General features: G+C 55.1%; 14 protein-coding genes and 1 pseudogene. 9 read left to right on the top strand and 6 right to left on the bottom strand.

Annotation, left to right across the window (positions count from 1 at the left end):
• Positions 1-140 precede the first annotated feature (140 nt).
• Positions 141-1,658, bottom strand: a complete 1,518-nt coding sequence (locus NYE69_RS18580) for a carboxypeptidase M32 (protein WP_326045359.1) — start codon at positions 1,656-1,658, stop codon at positions 141-143.
• Positions 1,659-1,799: 141 nt separating this feature from the next.
• On the opposite strand from NYE69_RS18580, the gene NYE69_RS18575 reads away from it, so the two are divergent.
• The 4 genes and pseudogenes from NYE69_RS18575 (at position 1,800) to NYE69_RS18560 (ending at position 4,729) form a co-directional block, all read left to right on the top strand.
• Positions 1,800-2,123 carry an iron-sulfur cluster biosynthesis family protein gene (locus NYE69_RS18575; RefSeq protein WP_213510338.1) on the top strand — a complete coding sequence of 108 codons (324 nt, stop codon included), beginning with the start codon at positions 1,800-1,802 and terminating at the stop codon, positions 2,121-2,123.
• A gap of 30 nt (positions 2,124-2,153) precedes the next feature.
• Positions 2,154-2,717, top strand: coding sequence for a beta-class carbonic anhydrase (locus tag NYE69_RS18570; protein ID WP_036623160.1), 564 nt, complete (start codon positions 2,154-2,156; stop codon positions 2,715-2,717).
• Positions 2,718-2,774: 57 nt separating this feature from the next.
• Complete coding sequence (locus NYE69_RS18565; RefSeq protein WP_340927357.1) at positions 2,775-3,953, top strand: MalY/PatB family protein; 1,179 nt, start codon at positions 2,775-2,777, stop codon at positions 3,951-3,953.
• A 360-nt stretch (positions 3,954-4,313) separates the two neighbouring features.
• Positions 4,314-4,729, top strand: a pseudogene (locus NYE69_RS18560) (VOC family protein).
• A gap of 687 nt (positions 4,730-5,416) precedes the next feature.
• Here the strand turns inward: NYE69_RS18560 and NYE69_RS18555 are convergent.
• Both NYE69_RS18555 and NYE69_RS18550 read right to left on the bottom strand, forming a co-directional pair.
• Positions 5,417-8,611, bottom strand: coding sequence for a bifunctional cytochrome P450/NADPH--P450 reductase (locus tag NYE69_RS18555; RefSeq protein ID WP_340927356.1), 3,195 nt, complete (start codon positions 8,609-8,611; stop codon positions 5,417-5,419).
• A gap of 146 nt (positions 8,612-8,757) precedes the next feature.
• Positions 8,758-10,101, bottom strand: a complete 1,344-nt coding sequence (locus tag NYE69_RS18550) for an aminotransferase-like domain-containing protein (RefSeq protein WP_240751743.1) — start codon at positions 10,099-10,101, stop codon at positions 8,758-8,760.
• 210 nt (positions 10,102-10,311) lie between these two features.
• Here NYE69_RS18550 and NYE69_RS18545 point away from each other — a divergent pair, with 210 nt between their 5' ends.
• The 5 genes from NYE69_RS18545 to NYE69_RS18525 all read left to right on the top strand — a co-directional run bounded on the left by NYE69_RS18545 (position 10,312) and on the right by NYE69_RS18525 (position 14,702).
• Positions 10,312-11,244 (top strand): DMT family transporter, encoded by a 933-nt coding sequence (locus NYE69_RS18545; protein ID WP_270619427.1) that lies wholly within the window; start codon positions 10,312-10,314, stop codon positions 11,242-11,244.
• Positions 11,245-11,550: 306 nt separating this feature from the next.
• Positions 11,551-12,183, top strand: a complete 633-nt coding sequence (locus NYE69_RS18540; protein ID WP_326045356.1) for a nitroreductase family protein — start codon at positions 11,551-11,553, stop codon at positions 12,181-12,183.
• Between the two features lie 665 nt (positions 12,184-12,848).
• Positions 12,849-13,178 carry a hypothetical protein gene (locus NYE69_RS18535; RefSeq protein WP_326045355.1) on the top strand — a complete coding sequence of 110 codons (330 nt, stop codon included), beginning with the start codon at positions 12,849-12,851 and terminating at the stop codon, positions 13,176-13,178.
• Between the two features lie 14 nt (positions 13,179-13,192).
• Complete coding sequence (locus NYE69_RS18530) at positions 13,193-14,131, top strand: FAD:protein FMN transferase (RefSeq protein ID WP_340927355.1); 939 nt, start codon at positions 13,193-13,195, stop codon at positions 14,129-14,131.
• Positions 14,115-14,702, top strand: coding sequence for a ferric reductase-like transmembrane domain-containing protein (locus NYE69_RS18525; RefSeq protein ID WP_340927354.1), 588 nt, complete (start codon positions 14,115-14,117; stop codon positions 14,700-14,702). Before NYE69_RS18530 ends, NYE69_RS18525 begins: the two co-directional genes overlap by 17 nt.
• A gap of 200 nt (positions 14,703-14,902) precedes the next feature.
• Here the strand turns inward: NYE69_RS18525 and NYE69_RS18520 are convergent, their stop codons facing one another.
• Genes NYE69_RS18520 through NYE69_RS18510 form a run of 3 tightly spaced genes read right to left on the bottom strand, consistent with a single transcriptional unit; the run spans position 14,903 to position 18,139 of the window.
• The gene (locus tag NYE69_RS18520) at positions 14,903-15,967 is read right to left on the bottom strand and encodes a glycosyl transferase (protein ID WP_340927353.1); all 1,065 of its coding nucleotides are present in this window, start codon (positions 15,965-15,967) and stop codon (positions 14,903-14,905) included.
• Positions 15,942-17,102, bottom strand: a complete 1,161-nt coding sequence (locus tag NYE69_RS18515) for a glycosyltransferase family 4 protein (protein WP_213510329.1) — start codon at positions 17,100-17,102, stop codon at positions 15,942-15,944. Before NYE69_RS18515 ends, NYE69_RS18520 begins: the two co-directional genes overlap by 26 nt.
• Positions 17,099-18,139, bottom strand: a complete 1,041-nt coding sequence (locus NYE69_RS18510) for an NDP-sugar synthase (RefSeq protein ID WP_340927351.1) — start codon at positions 18,137-18,139, stop codon at positions 17,099-17,101. The genes NYE69_RS18515 and NYE69_RS18510 overlap by 4 nt, the downstream gene beginning before the upstream one ends.
• Positions 18,140-18,251: the final 112 nt, after the last annotated feature.

Raw genomic sequence — 18,251 nt, 5'->3', positions numbered from 1 at the left:
GAATTCCCATTGGAAGTATTCAATAGATTCCGCCGACCATTCTATTGGATAATTCCAATCAGCAAAAAACCCCCAATCCCAAATGGATTGGAGGTTTCGCCACTACGGATTGGAGGCTTGTGCGGCCAGGCAACGGCCGTTTACAGCCCGTAGATGCTTTTGAATTTTTGTTCCAGGTAATCGGCCAAGTAATCCGGATTCAGATCTTCTCCGGTCACCGCCTTGATGATTTCCGCCGGCTTGCGGCTTTTCCCGTATTTGTAGATTTTGTCGGTCAGCCATTCCTTGATCGGCTGGAAGTTGCCGGCCTCCACTAAGGCGTCGAGCTCCGGCATTTCCTTGCGCAGCGTGCCTGCGATTTGGGCGGCGTACATGTTGCCGAGCGCATAGGAAGGGAAGTAGCCGAACAGCCCGCCCGACCAATGCACGTCCTGCAATACGCCAACCCCGTCGTCCGGCGGCGTCAAGCCGAGATAAGTCTGATACTTCTCGTTCCACACTTTAGGCAGTTCGCTGACCGGCAGCCCTTCGTTAAAGAGCATCTTCTCGATCTCATAGCGAATGATGATGTGCAGATTATAGGTCAGTTCATCCGCTTCGATCCGGATCAGCGAATTTTCCGCGCGGTTCACCGCCAGGTAAAACATCTCCGCGGTCACGTCTTTAAGCTGCTCGGGGAAATGCTGCTGCAACTCGCCGAAGTACCGGTTCCAGAACTCCCGGCTGCGGCCGATGACGTTCTCCCAGAACCGCGACTGCGATTCGTGAATGCCCATCGACGTTCCCTGCCCCAGCGGCGTTTCGGCGAGCTCATCGGCTACGTTTTGTTCATACAACGCGTGCCCGCCTTCGTGCAGCGAGCTAAAAATCGCGCTGGCCACGTCATTCTGTTTGTAATTCGTCGTAATCCGCACATCGCCGTGATTGATCGTCGTTTCGAACGGATGCACGGTTTCGTCGACCCGCCCGGCCTCGAAATCGTAGCCGATTTGCTCCAGCAGGAACAAGCTGAACTTCTCCTGCGGCCCTACGTCGTACCGCTGCTTCAGGAACGACGCCTCCGGCTTGTTCGCCGCGTTCGTCACCGCCGCGACAAGCGGCACGAGCCGGTCGCGCAGCTGTCCGAACACTTGATCCAGCTTCTCCACGGTCAAATCGGGTTCATACATATGTAAGAGCGTATCGTAACGGGTCGCTTTCGGTCCCCAATAATCGATGAATTCCTGGGTTTTCTCCACGATTTGCGTCAAATAAGGTTCAAAACCCGGAAAATCGGCGTTTTCCTTGAAATCCTCCCATAGCGTTTCGGCGTGCGCCGTCAGTTCGGTGTACGCTTGGAACTTTTCCGGCGGAATTTTAACGCTGCGCTCATACTCCTCCTGCACGTCAAGCACCATTCTCCGCTGGATATCGTCCAGTTCGTCCATAACCGCAGGCTGGCTTAAATAGGCGAGATACTCTCCCATTTCCGGCGAAGTTTCCATTTTGAACGCCTCCGTCGACAACAGCCCGATCGATTTCGCGCGGGTTTCCGCCCCTTTTCTCGGCGCGCCGGTGCGTAAATCCCAGTTCATCAGCGCGACCGCCTCATGATAGCTCTGAATTTTTTGCAGAAGTCCGCGAAAAAGTCCCCACTTTTCCGCCGTTTCTTGTTTCATCGCCATTCCCACCTTTACTCTAAAATAACTGCTACTCTTGATGATACTTTTAACAAACCGTATAATCAAATTTTAAGGCGGGTTGTATAATTTATTTTTGAGATAATTGACTTCCAGACGAAAAGGAGGCGCTATGGCGCGATGAAAGTAACTCTTAATACGGCGGCGGAAAAGCTTATCCGGACGTCCCTCGCCGATAAGCCGGGCATGCTGCGCATCGTGTATGATACGGAAAACTGCGGCTGCGGCATGAGCGGGGTTCCCGGTCTGCAGCTCGTCTCCAAGCCGGGCGATTACGATATCCCCTTAGAAAACGACGCCTATCCGTTCTGGATCGACCGGATGCAGGCCGTTTTTTTTGAAGAAGAGCTGACCTTAAGCGGCGAAGAAACGACCGGAACCTTCCGGCTTGACGGCAGGTCGCAATTTTACAAATCGAATATTCGCCTGGTAGACCGGCGGTAATCCCAAATTTTATCCTAGGAGGCAAAACCAATGACCCAACTTGATACTATCCTGGAGTTTAACCGTAAATTCGTCGCCGATAAAGAATACGAAAAATACATGACGGACAAATTCCCCGAGAAAAAAATGGCCATTGTCACCTGTATGGATACGCGGCTCGTGGAGCTGCTCCCGAAAGCGATGAACCTGCGCAACGGCGATGTCAAGCTGATCAAAAACGCGGGGGCGCTCATTTCCCATCCCTTCGGCAGCGTTATGCGCAGCTTGCTGGTTGCGATTTACGAGCTGCGCGCGCAAGAAGTATACATCGTGGGCCATACCGGATGCGGCATGGCTGCGCTGAATTCCGATCAAATGATCGGTTCGATGCGCGAACGCGGCATTTCCGAAGACGTGCTGAACACGCTGGAACATTCCGGCATCAAACTCAACGAGTGGCTGCGCGGCGTTGACAATGAGAAGCAAGGGGTCATTCAAACCGTGAACTTGGTCAAAAATCATCCGCTTCTCCCTGCCGGCGTTCCCGTTCACGGGATGCTGATCGACTCCACGACGGGAGAACTGGAAGTCGTCGTCAACGGTTACGAAGAGTAGTAGTATGCATTTAAGGATCGCATCGAAGTGTATGAAGCGGAAAGGGTGTTAACATAAATGAATTATCAGTTTGACGAACGCACGCAACGCAAAGGAACATGTTCCGAAAAATGGGATCTCGGCAAAAAGCTGTTTGGCGATCCCGACGTGCTTCCCCTGTGGGTGGCCGATATGGATTTCAAATGCCCGCCGGCGGTGATCGGCGCGGTCACCGAACGGGCCAAGCTCGGAATCTATGGCTATACGACCAGACCTCAGGAATATCTGGATGCGATTATCGGCTGGTTTGGCAGACGGCACGGATGGCAGCTGAACGCTTCCTGGATCGCCAATACTCCCGGGGTCGTTCCTGCGCTAAGCGTCGCCGTTCAGTCGCTGACGGAACCTGGGGATGCCGTTATTTTGCAGTCCCCGGTTTATAACCCCTTTTACGATGTGATCGTGAAGAACGGGCGCAAGGTGGCCGAAAATCCGCTGGTTTTGCAAGACGGCGCCTACCGGATGGATTACGGCCATCTGGAAAGCTTGATGCAGCAAGGCGCCAAGCTGATGCTGCTCTGCAACCCGCACAATCCCGGCGGGCGAGTCTGGACGAAAGCGGAATTGGAACGGTTGGGAGAGCTTTGCAGCCGGTACGGGGTGAAGGTCGTATCGGATGAAATCCATTGCGATCTCGTGTTCCCCGGCAACCGCCATTATCCGTTCGCCTCGTTGTCCCAGCAGCATGCGGACATGACCATCACCTGCCTGGCGCCGTCCAAGACGTTTAACATTCCCGGACTGGCCAGTTCGTTCACCGTCATTTCCAGCCCGCAGCTGCGGCAGAAATTCACTGACCGGATCGATGCCCTGGCCATCGGTTCGGTGAATTACTTCGGCCCTCCGGCCACGATCGCGGCCTATAATGAAAGCGAAGATTGGCTGGAAGCGGTGCTGGAATACATCGGGGCCAACCGGGATTTTGCGGTCGGTTTTTTGGCCGAGCGTCTGCCGATGCTGATCCCGGTCCGCTCGGAGGGAACCTACCTGCTCTGGATCGACTGCCGCGCTTTGGGACTTGACGGAGCCGCGTTGAAACGGTTGATGTACAAGGACGCCAAAGTTGCCTTTACCGAAGGCTCCATATACGGGCGGAACGGCGAAGGTTTCCTGCGCGTCAACCTCGCCTGCTCGCGCGAGCTGCTGGCCGAAGCGCTGGAACGTTTCGCCGCGGCGGTGGCGGCGGCAACGAAATAAACGTCAACGGAAGAACCTGGCCCAGCTGCCAGGTTCTTTATGCAATCCGCAGGTATTGCCTTGCGAAGGAGGACCGCTTTTATGCCGACGCATCTCCATACGCTTTTTCAACCCAAACAGGCCAACGGAAGAGATCCGGCTTACCGCTACCGCGAGCTGCCCCCTTCCCCGATGCTGGCTCTGTTCGTCTCCTGTTATTGGCAGATCCGTGAGTTTAAACGATATTACGGTTGTTCTCCGATGACGGCGGTGCGGGAATTCGGGGGGGCATGTCCGATTTTTACAATACGCTCCCCCATGCGGCCGACTAAAATAAAGCGGAGCAAACCCATCCATTTGGCACAAGGAGGTTCCATTGATATGAAACCGCGTATTACAGTTATTACGATCGGCGTGGACAACCTGGAGAAATCGGTAAAATTTTACCGCGACGGTCTGGGATTCCAGACCGAAGGCATTGTCGGACAAGAATTTGAGCATGGCGCCGTGGCGTTTTTCGATTTGGAGCCGGGGATCGGCTCGCCCTGTTCAGCCGCAAAAATTTGGCCCATGACGCGCAAATTCCCCAAACTGCGGCCAGTCCTTCCGAATTTACGCTGGGCCACAACGTAAGCAGCAAGGAAGAGGTGGACCGGGTCATGAAGGAAGCCGAACAGGCCGGCGCCACCATCACCCTGGCGGCGCACGACACGTTTTGGGGCGGGTATTCGGGTTATTTCCAAGACCCCGACGGCCATCTGTGGGAAGTTGTCTGGAATCCGGCTTGGGAGAATTAAGGAAACGGGAAGACACCTAATCAACTTTTTCATATCAGCATCGGCTTTGTTCATACCACCGGCGCTAACGGACCGAGATGGCCTTATCCCCGTAAAATTAGCCCAAAGGACTTATTTGGAAGCCCGATAACGACAGGTGAGCTCGTTAGAGCGGGAAATACCCGGGAAATGGACGAATAAGGTCATTCAGGTCCGTTGCTGGGATTACACCAAGCCGGGTTTGGTTAAGGGCAGCGGGGCGAGTTTATCATCTTTCATGGAAAGGAGGATGGCCAGACCGGATCAACTGCAAAAGTGCATTCTATTTTCCCTAAATTACTATTTTAGAGCGATTGAAATGCAAATGTGCATCTCATTTTGGGCTATATGATAAAAAAGTAACTTTTTACCGGAAATGAACTGCACTTTTGCATTTGAACCACCGGTTTAGAGGAGTTTCGACAAAAACCGGCTGCACTTTTGCATTTCATGGGGGGGTTCCCTTTCTTCCTTATATCGCAACGTAGCGGGAGTGGCATATAGTTCCTTTCACGCGAAAGCTTCAACTCGCTCAAGTTCCCGAATAGCGGTCCCAAGCCCCGCATTCCATCGCTGTTAACCTCATGCTCGACCTGGGCGAGTTCCCTAAAATTAGCCAAACTCCCTTTTTACCGTTCCTTCAGCAGTCTCTGCAAATACGCGGCCCCCTTACACCCCGGTCCACACATCCTTGGCGTACCGTCCTTCCGCGTTCAAGCCCTCCAACCACTCCTTCGCTTCTCGCGCTCCGGTTCCCTGAACCTTTTGATAGGACTGGAGCAGGCGCGCTTCCACATCCGGAGCCATGCGGCTGCCGTCCCCGCAAATATACAGATGTCCGCCGCTTGCCAGCAAGGTTATCACTGCTTCGGCATTTTGCTCGATCAGGTCCTGAACATACGTTTTGGGGACGCCCTCCTTCCGGGAAAACGCCGTATACAGCGAAACGATTCCGTCCCGCACATAGCCTTCCAGCTCATCCCGGTAAATAAAGTCGTCCTCGTTCCGGCAGCCGAAAAACAACATGGCGCGTCCAAGCTGTCCCCCCTCCCGCTTCAGCGCCGAGCGCGCCTGAAGGAAACCGCGGAACGGCGCCAGCCCGGTTCCCGGCCCGACCATAACGACCGGCGTCCCGGGATCGTCCGGCAGCCGGAACCCGGATGCCGGCGTACGGACGAACATGACGACGCGGTCCCCCGGGTTGGCTTCCGCCAAATAATTGGACGCTACTCCGCGGTATTCGCCCTGCCCGCTCCAGGCCGGCCCGCGAACGACGCCCACGGTGATGCTGGCCGTTTCCGGAGATATTTTGGGCGAACTGGAGATCGAGTAATATCTCGGCTTAAGCGGGGGCAGCAGTTCCATAAAGCGTTCGAACGGAATTTCGCACGCTGTGTATTTTTCCAGCAAATCGAGCATGGTGATATGGCGTTTGACGATCTGCGCCGTGTAATTTTCCCCTTCCAGCAGCTGCTCGAGTTCGCGTTTATGGGGCGGACATGCCGTGTAAGATACCAGTTCGCGAATTTGCGCCCGGGTCGCCGGCTCCTGAAGCTCCACGCAATGCGCCAGCAGATCGCGCAGGTTCACCGGCCGGTCCAAAGGAAGATGGGCCGCGCTGAAGCCGCTGGCCGTCATGATCACTTGATCCGCCCCGCCTAGACCGAACCGCTTTAAGAGCCGTTCGATTTGATTGCCGCTGTTTTCCGGCAGCACGCCCAGATGATCGCCTTCGCTGTAGCCGAGTCCTTCCGGCAGAGACAGCTCGATATGCCGGGTGCTGCGTTCGCTGCCTTCGGCCTGCAATTCCCGGTTAAGCGCTACCGCGGCGGAAACCGCATCGTAGGACTGCACCAGCGGCGATTCTGTCAATTCGTCTACGAATCGGATGCTTAACGTGCTGCGCTCCCTTTCGGCGTTCGGATTCAAAGCGATCCCGAAAAAGTCCATCGCCTCGCCCCACATCCGCGACTCCCACGTTTCGCGCTGCTGCTCGAAATCGCCGCTGGCGTCGGCTTCGCCGCGTACCGAGAAACGTTTGGCTCCCTTGAGCTCCATTTGCTCGTCGATAAATTTCGGCACCTGCTGGTACGTGCTTGCCCAGTTGCGGTCGCCGCAGCCGAACACCGTATAATTGACGCCGGCCAGGCTCCCCGGCTCCACTTCCTCCAGCCATTCCACAAATTGTTTGGCATTCGCCGGAGGTTTGCCGTTATACGAGGAGGTGACGATAATGACCGCCCCTTCTTTGGGCAGATTCCCGACCCGCTCGTTTAAAGGCTGGGCTTCGCTGCGGACTCCATGCAGGCGCGCCAGGTCGGCCAGCTCCCGGGCGATTCCTTCCGCCGTTCCCATATCCGAGCCGTAGAGAACGAGCAGCGGACGGTCGTTAATCCCGACCAGCGCCGCCGGCCGGGGCGTTTCCGCTTCCAGCTGCTGAAGCGGTCCTTTGCCGGCTTCCTGGACGGGAAGCACATTCCCGGCGAGGTTTTCTTTTTTCGGGCGGGGCGCGACCCGGATCGTAAAGCCTTCGGGCTTTAGCGTCAACGTCTGTTTGACTTTGAGCTGATAATTCGTATGATCGATGAGCTCGAACCGCTGCAGAATCATCCCGAGAACGAGCGCCGCTTCGTGAAGGGCAAACTGCCGGCCGATACAGGCCCGCTGTCCGTTCCCGAACGGTTTATAAGCATCGTGGGGAATTTTTTTCGGATCTTCGAACCGCTCCGGCCGGAATTGTTCGGCGTCCTCCCCCCAAGCCTCCTTGTCCCGATGCAGCTTCGGCAGGATAACCGCGACCGTCTCGCCCTTCTTGACCGCGTATTTGCCGCCGATGACGGTATCCTCCTTGGCGAACAAGCCGAATTGCGGGGCGGTCGGCCACAGCCGCAGCGATTCGTCCAAAATCATGCGGATATAGTTCAGCTTCCGTACCTGCTCGTAGCTGGGAACGAGGTCCGTTAATACCTGATCCACCTCTTCATAGGCTTTTTTCAGCACATCCGGATTTTTCAGCAAAAAATAGATGGTAAACGACAGCAAGCCGCTTGTCGTCTCATGCCCGGCGATGAGGAAGGTGATAATCTGAAAACGGATATTTTCGTCATCCAGCAGTTCCCCGGTTTCCGGATCGGCCGCGCTGAGCATCCGGGCGAGCAAATCGGTGCCCCCCTGCTCCCCGCTCGCCTTGCGTTCGGCGATGATGCGGTCGACCAGGGAAAACATCGATTGAATGTCGCGTTCGTATTGGCGTTTTTTCTTCACCATCAATTTGTTCTGAATCGGCAGCCGGCTCGAATAATGCATCGCTTCGTCGAGCGCGTTCACCATGCTGACGATAAACGGATTTGGCGTTTCCCGGTAGTAGCTGTTGAACCGGTAATCGAATCCGCATAAACCGATCGTATCCAGCGTAAGCCGGGTCATGTCCTCCGGCACATTGATGCTGTCGTCGGGGTTCAGCCGGGCCCATTTTTGCACGAGCTGCAGGGCGATGTCAACCATCCGCGCGTGGTAACCTTTCATCGCCGGCTGGCTAAAGGAAGGTATAAGAATATGATGCGCTTTGGCCCAATTCGGCTCCTTCGTCAGGCTGGTAAATAAACCGTCGCCGGCAAAATCGCGTACTTTCAGCAAATGGCCGATGCTTTTGTCAAAACGCGACTCGTCGCAAACCTCGGCAACAAGCTTATGTCCGGATACGGCGATAAATGAGCGGTTAGCCACCTCGAACCGGTAAATCGGTCCGAACTCATCGGCCAGTTTGGCAAAAGATAGAGTAGGCAAATCTTTATCGATCAAAGGCAGGTTGCCGAGCGCCCCGTAGGTTTTGGGCTGGGGGATCGGTTCTAGTTGCTGATCCATCGGGAACGAACACTCCTTTTTGCTTTGGGATTGCCGCAAACTATTCTTTTTGAACAACCTCTTTTAGGTTGATAAATTTCCCATTTTATTATTCAGCAAGAATTGTCCAATAGCGAATAGCGGTTGAACAAAGAGGCGCATTTCCGTCATTTTCCCCATGCCTTAGCGGCTTCCTCCACAATCGCCCTGACGCCCGGATCGATTTGCGCCAGCGGCACCCTTGAAACGCTGATCCGCAAAAACTTCTCCCTCGCCAGATAGTCCGCCAAATAAAACGCTTTGCCGGGCGACACCAGGATATTTCTGGCCGCCAGCCGCTCCGTCAAACGTTCCAAATTGACCTCCCGGGGCAAGCGCAGCTGCGCGAATATGCCCGAGTTGACGTCCGGAACCTCGGCCTGCCCGGCTTCGGCATGCCGCCGCACCGCTTCCGACAACGTTCGTATCCGTTCGGAATACCGCTCGAATAAGGTCTGCTTGTGGCGTTCGTACATGCCGTTTTTGATGTATACCTCCAGCGCGGCCTGGGACAATAGAGAGGTGTCGCCATAATTTTTATAAGCTCGAAACTGTTCCAAAAGCTCGCCCGGCAGCGCGGCAACGCCCAATCGCAGCCCGGGAAAAACGACCTTGGAAAAGCTTTTCAAATAAATGATGCGCGAGGCGCTGTCGTACGCATGAATCGGGTGATACCCCCGCTCATCTCCCAGGTCGGCCATATAGTCATCCTCAACAACGTACACGTCGTATTTTTCGGCCAATTTGGCGATCGCCTTTCTTTGTTCCGTACTTAACGTCGTCCCCAGCGGGTTGTGATTGCGGGACATGGTGTAGAAAAATTTGATCCCCCCGCTCTTGAACCGCTCCTCCAGTTCGCTTAAATCGACCCCTGCCGCAGTACGTGCGATACCCTGCACGGGGATTTTTTCCGCCGCGAGAAAACGCAGATAAATATCGTAGCTCGGCTGCTCGACCAGGACGGCCGACTTTCCGTGCGGAAAAGGCATTTTTGCCAAAATTTCCAGCGCCTGCTGGACGCCGGAGGTGACCACGATATGCTCCATGTTGGCGAACACCTGATTGCTTGCCAGATGGGAAACCAGCGTCTGCCGCAGCTTCTCCATCCCCAGCGGATCTCCGTAGGTGAAGAGCTGGGCCTTGTAAGTATCGATCGCTTTGTTGAGGCAGTGCTGGAAATCGAGATAGGGAAACAGGCCAATATCCGGCGACGCCGACGTAAAATCGATGGTGGTGCTATCGCCGCTTGTCCGCGCCGCGGCGGAATGCCCGACCACATAAAACCCGCTTTGCGCCACGGAGTAGATCGCATGCCGCTTTTCCAGCTCCGCGTAGGCCTTGATGATCGTGCTGGCGCTGCAATCGTATTCCTGAGCGGCCTTGCGCACCGACGGAAGCTTTTGTCCCGGGCGATATCGGCCTGCGGCTATTTTCCGTTCGATGTCGGACAGGATGGCCATGTACTTTTTCACGTTTCTGCTCCCCTTTTCCCGTTAATACTGCCGGACTAGCCGCAATGCAGCCGATCTGTATCGGTACAGTTTTGAAAAATTGCGATTTTTCTTATCGATGATTCATTATACCATTGCTTACAGGATGACTGTTCGCGAACAGAATCAAGCCTTGAAGCTCATAAAGGAGGTTGTCCGCTTATCGAATTCAAAAAACAAACTCTTGCTTATATGTCCGCCTTCGTCAACGCCGCGATCATCGGCTTCTCTTTTCTGTTTACGAAAATCGCCCTGGAAGACGCGGGTCCTGTCGATACGCTGGCTTTCCGCTTTGCCGTTTCGTTTGCGGCGATGTCGATTCCCGCAGCCCTGGGCCTGATCAAACTTCAATTTCGAGGCAAGCCGCTCTTCCGGGTGATTTTATTGGCTGCGTTCTATCCGTTGGGGTTTTTCCTGTTTCAAACGTTTGGGCTGCAGCACGCCACCTCCGCGGAGGGAGGCATTATGTATGCTTTTACGCCGGTGTTGACGATGGTTTTGGCCTACGTCTTTTTGAAGGAAACGACGTCCTTGGGACAGAAGCTGGGAATCCTTCTTTCCGTATTCGGCGTAGTGTTTATTTTTGTTATGGGCAACGGCCGTATTGATTTCGGGAATGTGGCAGGGCTTCTGCTGTTGTTCTTGTCCGGCCTGGCGTTTGCCGGATACAGCGTGCTGGCAAGGTCGCTGCTGAAGCTTTACAGTCCGTGGGAGATCAGCTATTTGACGCTCGGCATCGGCTGCTTGATTTTTCTGGCCGTTTCGGTGGCCGGGCACGCCTCCGCCGGGACGCTCGGGAACTGGCTGGCGCCGCTTGGGAGCGGCAGGTTTATTTTGTCGGTCATCTATCTCGGCGTGCTGTCTTCGCTCGTCACCGCGTTAAGCTCAAATTACGCCTTGTCCAAGCTGGAAGCCTCGCGGGTGAGCGTCTTTTCCAACTTGTCGACCGTGGTGTCGATTGCCGCCGGGGCGATGGTTCTTGGAGAGAAAGTGACGGTGTATCATGTGATCGGCTCGCTCCTGATCATCGCCGGTGTAACGGGCGCGAATCTCTTGGGAGCCAAAAGCAAGGGGGCAAAACAAGGGCGGAAACAGCAAGACCGAGAACACCAAGGCCGAAAATAACAAGTTCGAAAACAACAAGTCCGAAAATGGCGCGTGTCGCTCGGGTGGCGAAGCAACTTAACCAATCTGCACCCCCCGCTGGATTCTAACGGATACCAGGGCCGTTATTTCAGCGAAAACGGGAGCATTGGGGATGTAACGGATACCAGGGACCTTATTGGACGGTTCGACGCTCATTTCCGCCCATTTTCGGGCAAATAAGAGCGCTTCGGGCAAATAAGGGCTCTATACGGTCCGTTAGCCGGCCTAAGCTTGGGGCTCCGGCCTTGATTATAAAGAAAAATTTACAACTAAGGAGTGGATTTGATGACTTCCGCGGTACAAGCCGACTTTTTTACCGTGATGCGGGAACGCCATGCGGTTAAGCACTTTGATCCTACGCACAAGCTGAGTGAAAGCGAAATTAACTTTCTTTTGGAAATAGCGGGGAGCGCCCCCTCCGCCTGGAACCTTCAGCCCTGGAGATTTCTTGTGATCGCTGAACAGAGGCTTCAGGAGAAACTGCTCCCGGTAGCGTACGGTCAGCGCCAGGTGGTGGAGGCTTCCGCCGTGATCGCTGTCCTGGGGGACCTTGAGGCCCACCGGGACGCTGATATGATTTTGAGCCGCGACGTGGCTGCCGGGTTAATGCCGGAAGAAATCAAGGCAAACCTGATCGCTCAAATCGAAGGGGCTTATTTGAACAACCCGCAAGCTCCCCGGGATGAGGCGATACGAAACGCCTCTCTTGCCGCTATGCAGCTGATGCTTGCCGCCAAAGCGATCGGGTATGACACCTGCCCGATGGGCGGTTACGACGCCGGCGCATTGATCGAGGCGTTTGACATACCGTCACGTTATATTCCCGTGATGCTCGTTGCCGTTGGGAAAGCGGCCCGCCCCGCCCGGCCTTCCACCCGTTTGTCCGCCGAACAGACCGTCGTTTGGAACGGGTTTTGACCAGAAGAAGAAGCTCCTTACAGCCTAGGGGCTTCTTTTTTATGTCCGCCAAATAGAGGCTTGGCCAAATTGCTCGGAGGTTGCTTTTTCTCTAAACAGCCTCGCATAGCGGCAGGTACTGGTTCGGGATTGCTTTTGGCGATTGTCGCCGAAGGCGGCCCCAATCCCCCCTTGTTCTTCCTGTAGCCTATCTGATCTCTTCCTTGAAAATGGAGCTGACCATCCGAATCCCCGGTTTCTTTCTTGATCCACTGTTGAATGGAGTAGTTGCAAAATGTACACTTACATATCCGGAATGCTGCCTTAGCGCTTGATTATGTGTAAAACATGCAATTACTCCGCTATCTTTCGAAGAGGAGGGACAGAAACGAGGAAAGTATTGTATGAAATACAATTAATCGAAAGCTGGGGTAAATGGATGTAAAGTTAGTTGTATGATTTGCAATTCTGTCAGCGCCAAGCCGGTCAAGACACGCTTTTGCCTGCCTTCCGATCCGACCAGGCGAATAAACAGGTTAAGTTGATTCCACTGATTCTGTAAAAGATCCAATCTAAGATACACAGCAGGGCCTCAGCAAACTTTCAGTATGTTTTCATATGGGCTTAAGGTAGGGCAGTCATACTAAGCTTACAACTAGACTTATTCAACTAAGGAGGACATCCCCATGGCAAACAACAAATGGACAAAGTGGTGTGTCGGAGTATCGAGCGCGGCGTTATTCGTCGGACTGATCGGCCTGAACGCAAGCCACAGTGATGCAGCGAACCCATCCTCATCTTCATCCTCGTCTTCGTCTTCATCCACGGCATCCGAATCTGCACAAAACAGCGGCCAGTTCACCTATGATCATCAAGGAACCGAGCGGAGACCGCGGTTTGAAGACTTTAACGGTAATGACGGCAGCGCCTCCCCCGGGACCGGCTACGATGGCGGCGACTCCGGAGCCGGGCCGCAATCCGGTGAATTCGGGGGGATGAGATCCCACGCATCCTAAAGGAGGGAACGGCCATGCACAAATTTCGTGCGATGAACGCTCTCTTTTTCACGGCCGGTCTCCCTGAACTTTTCCGGCGCAGTGCCATGAACTGGTTTATTTATGTGGAAAACAAACTTAGCCGGTTTCGGCCCGACAGCGAGCTTTCGGCATTAAACCGGTGCGGCGGGCGGCCATTTGCGGCTTCTCCTCTGCTATTCGACGTCATATCCGAAGCGGATCTGCATTATCAAAAAACGGAAGGCTTATTTAACCCTTACCTTGGCGCGGCGCTTTGCGAGCTGGGGTATTCCCGTTCCTTTGAAACTTTGACGAAGCCGAGCAAAACCGCAACATCGTCCCACAACGCCGCAGGAATCGGCCCGCATCCGGCCGGTCTGAACCAGGAATTGCAGCGGATTACGCTGGAACCGGGAATCTCCGTCGACCTTGGCGGGTTCGCCAAAGGCTGGAGCGCACACCGGTTCGCTTTGAAGCTGCAGCAGCAGGCGATCTGCCCGGGAGCGATCGGCGCCGGCGGAGACATTGCGCTCTGGGGCACGCCCCGTGAAGGATGGCATATCGGAATCGCCAATCCGTGGCAAGAGGAGCGGGATTTGCTGAAATTGCATCTGCACGGGACGCTGGGGATCGCGACAAGCAGTCCGATGAAGCGGCGATGGACGGATACGGAAGGAAAAATCCTTCATCATATCCTCGACCCGCGGCGCGGTACCTCTGCCGACTCGGATCTGGCGCAAGTCACGGTGGTGGCGCCGAATTTGCCCGAAGCGGAGGTTTGCGCGAAATGCGTACTTATTTTGGGCGCGGAGTATGGAGCACAGTGGCTTCGTGACCATTATCCTTTGAGCGCCATGATCGGCGTCAAGCACGATCGGTCCATCGTCGTGGGCGGGACGCTGGACCAATACAACGCCACAAAAGGAGGTATCCCCTATGAGCGTATTTCTTGACGCTTTTAACGTGTGGTCAACGACGCGCGCCGCAGGCTTAACCAGCTATATTTTAATGTTTTTATCGGTAACGGCCGGATTGATGATGAGCCTCAAACTGGCAAAAGGCCGCACGAAGTCTCTCCTGTTGGCGCTGCATGAATCCAGCGGCTGGTTTGGCTTTTTGTTCGGGCTGATCCATGGCGGGGTACTGCTGTTCGACAAATACGTCGGCTACACGCTCGCCAGCCTGCTGGTGCCGTTTACCGCGACTACACATCCCATCGTTACCGGGCTGGGAACGATCGCTTTTTATATCGCCCTGTTACTAATTCTAACTTCCGATGGAATCAAAAGGATCGGCAAAAAAGCATGGCGGACCATTCATTTTCTGGCTTTTCCCGGTTTTTCCCTTGCCTTGGTGCATAGTCTGTTCATCGGGACGGACTCGCAGTACCTTTGGGCAAAGCTGATTTATCTCAGCACAGCGGCAATCGTCATCGGGCTTACTGCGGCCCGGCTTATTCTGACTTTTCGCAAAAGAGAGGAAAACATCCCCACCATGATTCCGCAGGCAGCCGAGCATCGTTAGGCCGCCGCATGAGTCCGTATTCGCGGCAGCATAACAAAAGCTCCTAGACGGCGCCTGCGCCGGCCAGGAGCTTTTGTTGCGATTATTGGCAGCCCGACATTCTGCTTGGATATATCCAAGCAAGTGCTTAAAATAAGGTTCAATTCCCGCCAATCAATTGGGCTTTTCCCAATGAGATATGGCGTATCCTCCACGAATATCTATTGGATTTTGGCAAGTTGCGCTTGTTCGCGCACCCATTTTTCGCAAATGGCTTCCGTGAGCAGGTAAGAAACGACCGCTTCCGCTCCGCAGTTGCGATTGGGGCCGCCCGCGTTTAATCCGTCGTAACAGCTGCCGTCCCGCTCGTTAACCATGGGAACTCCGAGATCGTTAGCGCCGTAAAACCAATCGCGGCATTTCAGGGCAACCGCTTCGTATTTCGGCATATCGGTCAGTTCATAAGCTTTAGCCGCGGCCAACGCCAGCTTCATCACATCGACCGGCTGTTGGTCCCACAGCGCCCGATAGTCCGGGCGGCACCAGCCACGGCTTCCCACCGGCCGAATCTGACCCGCTTCATTTTGCGACAAACCGATCAGGAAATCGAGGGAGTTTAGGGCGGTTTCAAGCAATTCCGGCCGCTGCAAGATCTCGTACGCCCACAGCATCCCCCAGGGCAGCAGTGCGTTGCTATAGGTGATTTCGGGCTCGTACCACGACCAGCCCGGTGCGGAATGCCGGCGATAAAGACCGGTAAGCCGATTGGCCAGCTCCTTGATTCGGACGGTCAAATCGATGTCGAAGCCGGAGCGCTGCAGCAGGCCGAACGCGGCCAAGGCATAAGCCCATCCCCGCGGGTAGCGCATCCGATCGGCCTGAGCGAGCGCTTTGCGCAGGATCGATTCGGCCGCGAAGGCAAAAGACGGAGACGGGTCTGCTGCCATCGCTTTGGCGCAAACCCAAAGAACGCGCCCCAGGCAATCGTCGGACGGTGTTTCCGGCTCTTGGCTGCGGTCGTAGGCGAAGTTGTTGTGGAAATGCCCGTCTTCTTTTTGCGCCCACAGCAAAAAAGCGGTATACGTTTCCGCAAGCCGATCGAGCCATTTTTGCTCCTCCGGGCCGCAACTGCTCGCCCATTCCAGGCAAACCCATAATGCCCGGGCCTGATCGTCGGTACTGTACCCTTCATTGCGCCGGGGCACCGAACCCAGGGCATGCTCCAAAATCCCCGTCTCGTCGGTCATTTTCGCCAGATGATCAAACCGAACGGATCGCCGCTCCATATCTCCCCACCTCGGTAAACAGCCGGTGATATTCACTTCCGACGTTCGGCCAATGCATCGTCTGCCCCAGCCGCTTCATTTTCCGGACCACGTCCTGCAGCATCACCTCGTTGGTCAGCAGCGCTACGATCCGCTCCCGCCACAACGCTTGGGCATCCGCCGCGATCAGCAGGTCCGGCTCACCCTCGAGCAGATCCTGAGCATAACAGTACGGCGTCGACAGCACCGGACGCCCCAAGCCGACCGCGTAGGCCAGCGTACCGCTGGTGATTTGCTCCAGTCCCGGATACGGCGTTACATAAACGTCGCAGGCGGTGATATGGCGGACCAGGTCGTTTTCCTCCATGTAGCGGTCGATCATGACCACGTTTTCCCCGATGCCGTTGTCCTCGATCATCGTCCTAAGCTCTTCGCGGTATTTCTCCCCTTCCCATTTCTTGACCTCCGGATGCGTCTGGCCCACGATGGCATACAGGACATGGGGCACCTGCTTGACGATTTCCGGCAGAACTTTAAGGATCAGTTCGATCCCTTTCCCCCGGCTTAGCAGCCCGAACGTCATCAGCACCTTCCGGTCAGACCAGTCCAACCGCTCCCGGAACGTTTGCCGCCGCTCCGTATCGGGTTCGGGCGTGCCGTGCGGAATAAAGACGATCTTGTCCTCAGGAATGCCGAACGAACGGTTTAAATAGGAGATCGCCTTACGGTTCATCACGACGATCCGGGCGCTTCGCTCGGCGATTTCCCGCTGGATGCCGGCGTAAGGCTCGCGGGGATGCTCAAACACCGTATGGAACGTGGTCACAAGCGGTTTGTTTAGGGCGCGGATGAACCGCAAAATATACCGGCCGGCCTCTCCGCCGAATATCCCAAACTCGTGCTGCAGCGAAACGACCTCAATATCCGAATTGTTGATTTTGTTCGCCATCTTCTCATAATCGTTTTCGCAGTTGCGCCGCAGCAGCCACAGCAGCGGGTCAGTCGGTCCGTCCGCTTCCCCGTCGTGCAGGACGACCACCGGGTCCTTCGCTTTCCACTCTTTGGCCGCGTTGACGGATTGGCGCAAATGATAGGTGAATGTGGCCAGGCCGCATTTTTTCGGAACGTAAGTGCTGACATAAGCAACCCGCGTCATGCTTGCATCACCCCCAATCGGTTCATAACGGCTTCGTGCAAAATATGTCTTGATCCGAGTTCCAGATTGTATCCGAAGATGCAGTTGTTTAAATATGCACCTTCGTTCACCCGGCAGCCGTCCCACAGGATCGTCTCCGCAAGCCGGACGTTCGGGCCGATCGAGCACTTGCCTCCAAGCACGACATGAGGTCCGATGACGGAACGGGCCCCGATGCTCACGCGGTCCCCGATCAATACCGGAGGAACGAGGAGGACGCCGGTGCCGATTTTGCAGCCTTTGCCGATCCAGATCCCGCTGTCCCGATCGTATCCCGGAATGCGGATCCGGCTTGTTCCTTTTAGGAGATCCCAATGGATTTTGCGGTATCTGTCTTTCGTGCCCATGTCCGCCCAATAGCCCTGGATGGTTGTTCCGAAAACCCCTATGTTCTCGCGGATGAGCTGCGGAAACGTTTCGCGTTCAATGGAGACTTCCCGACCGGACGGTATCGCTTGCAGCACGCTTTTTTCCATGATGTAAATGCCTGCATTGATCCGTCTTGAGGGCGCTTCGTCCAAGCGGGGCTTCTCCACAAAACGCAAGATGCGCCCCGTATCGTCCTGCTCGACGACCCCGTACGCGCTCGGATCTTCCACCTCCGTCAGGCCGATCGTCACAGAAGCCCCGCGGGAACGGTGGAAATCCAGCAGCGGTTTCAGTTCGATATCGTGGACGATATCCGCGTTCATGGCCACAAATTGTTCATCGAGCAACGCTTCGGCGTTTTTGATCGCTCCGGCCGTGCCCAGCAGCGTTTCTTCCACGGCGTACTGGATCGATACGCCCAGCCTGCGGCCGTCGCCGAAATACGTTTCGATTTTTTCGGGATGATGCTTCAGAGCGATAACGAAACGGTGAACGCCTTGTTCCTTCAGATGAAGAATGAGATGTTCCAGCCACGGGCGATTGAGGATCGGCGCCATCGGCTTCGGCATGTTCTCCGTCAAAGGTCTAAGTCTGGTTCCCAAACCACCGGCAAGCAACAGCACATTCATTTTCGAAATCTCCTCCTGTCCCCCAAAAATGGTTCGATAAACAAACTTACGCCAGTTTCGGAACTGACGCTAATGTCTCATTCCGTTCCCTCCTTTTGTTTACAATTATTAG

This window comes from Paenibacillus sp. FSL R5-0527, from assembly GCF_038008055.1.
In the GTDB taxonomy this organism is placed as follows: domain Bacteria; phylum Bacillota; class Bacilli; order Paenibacillales; family Paenibacillaceae; genus Fontibacillus; species Fontibacillus macerans.
This window is presented reverse-complemented; position numbering and strand designations above follow the sequence as displayed.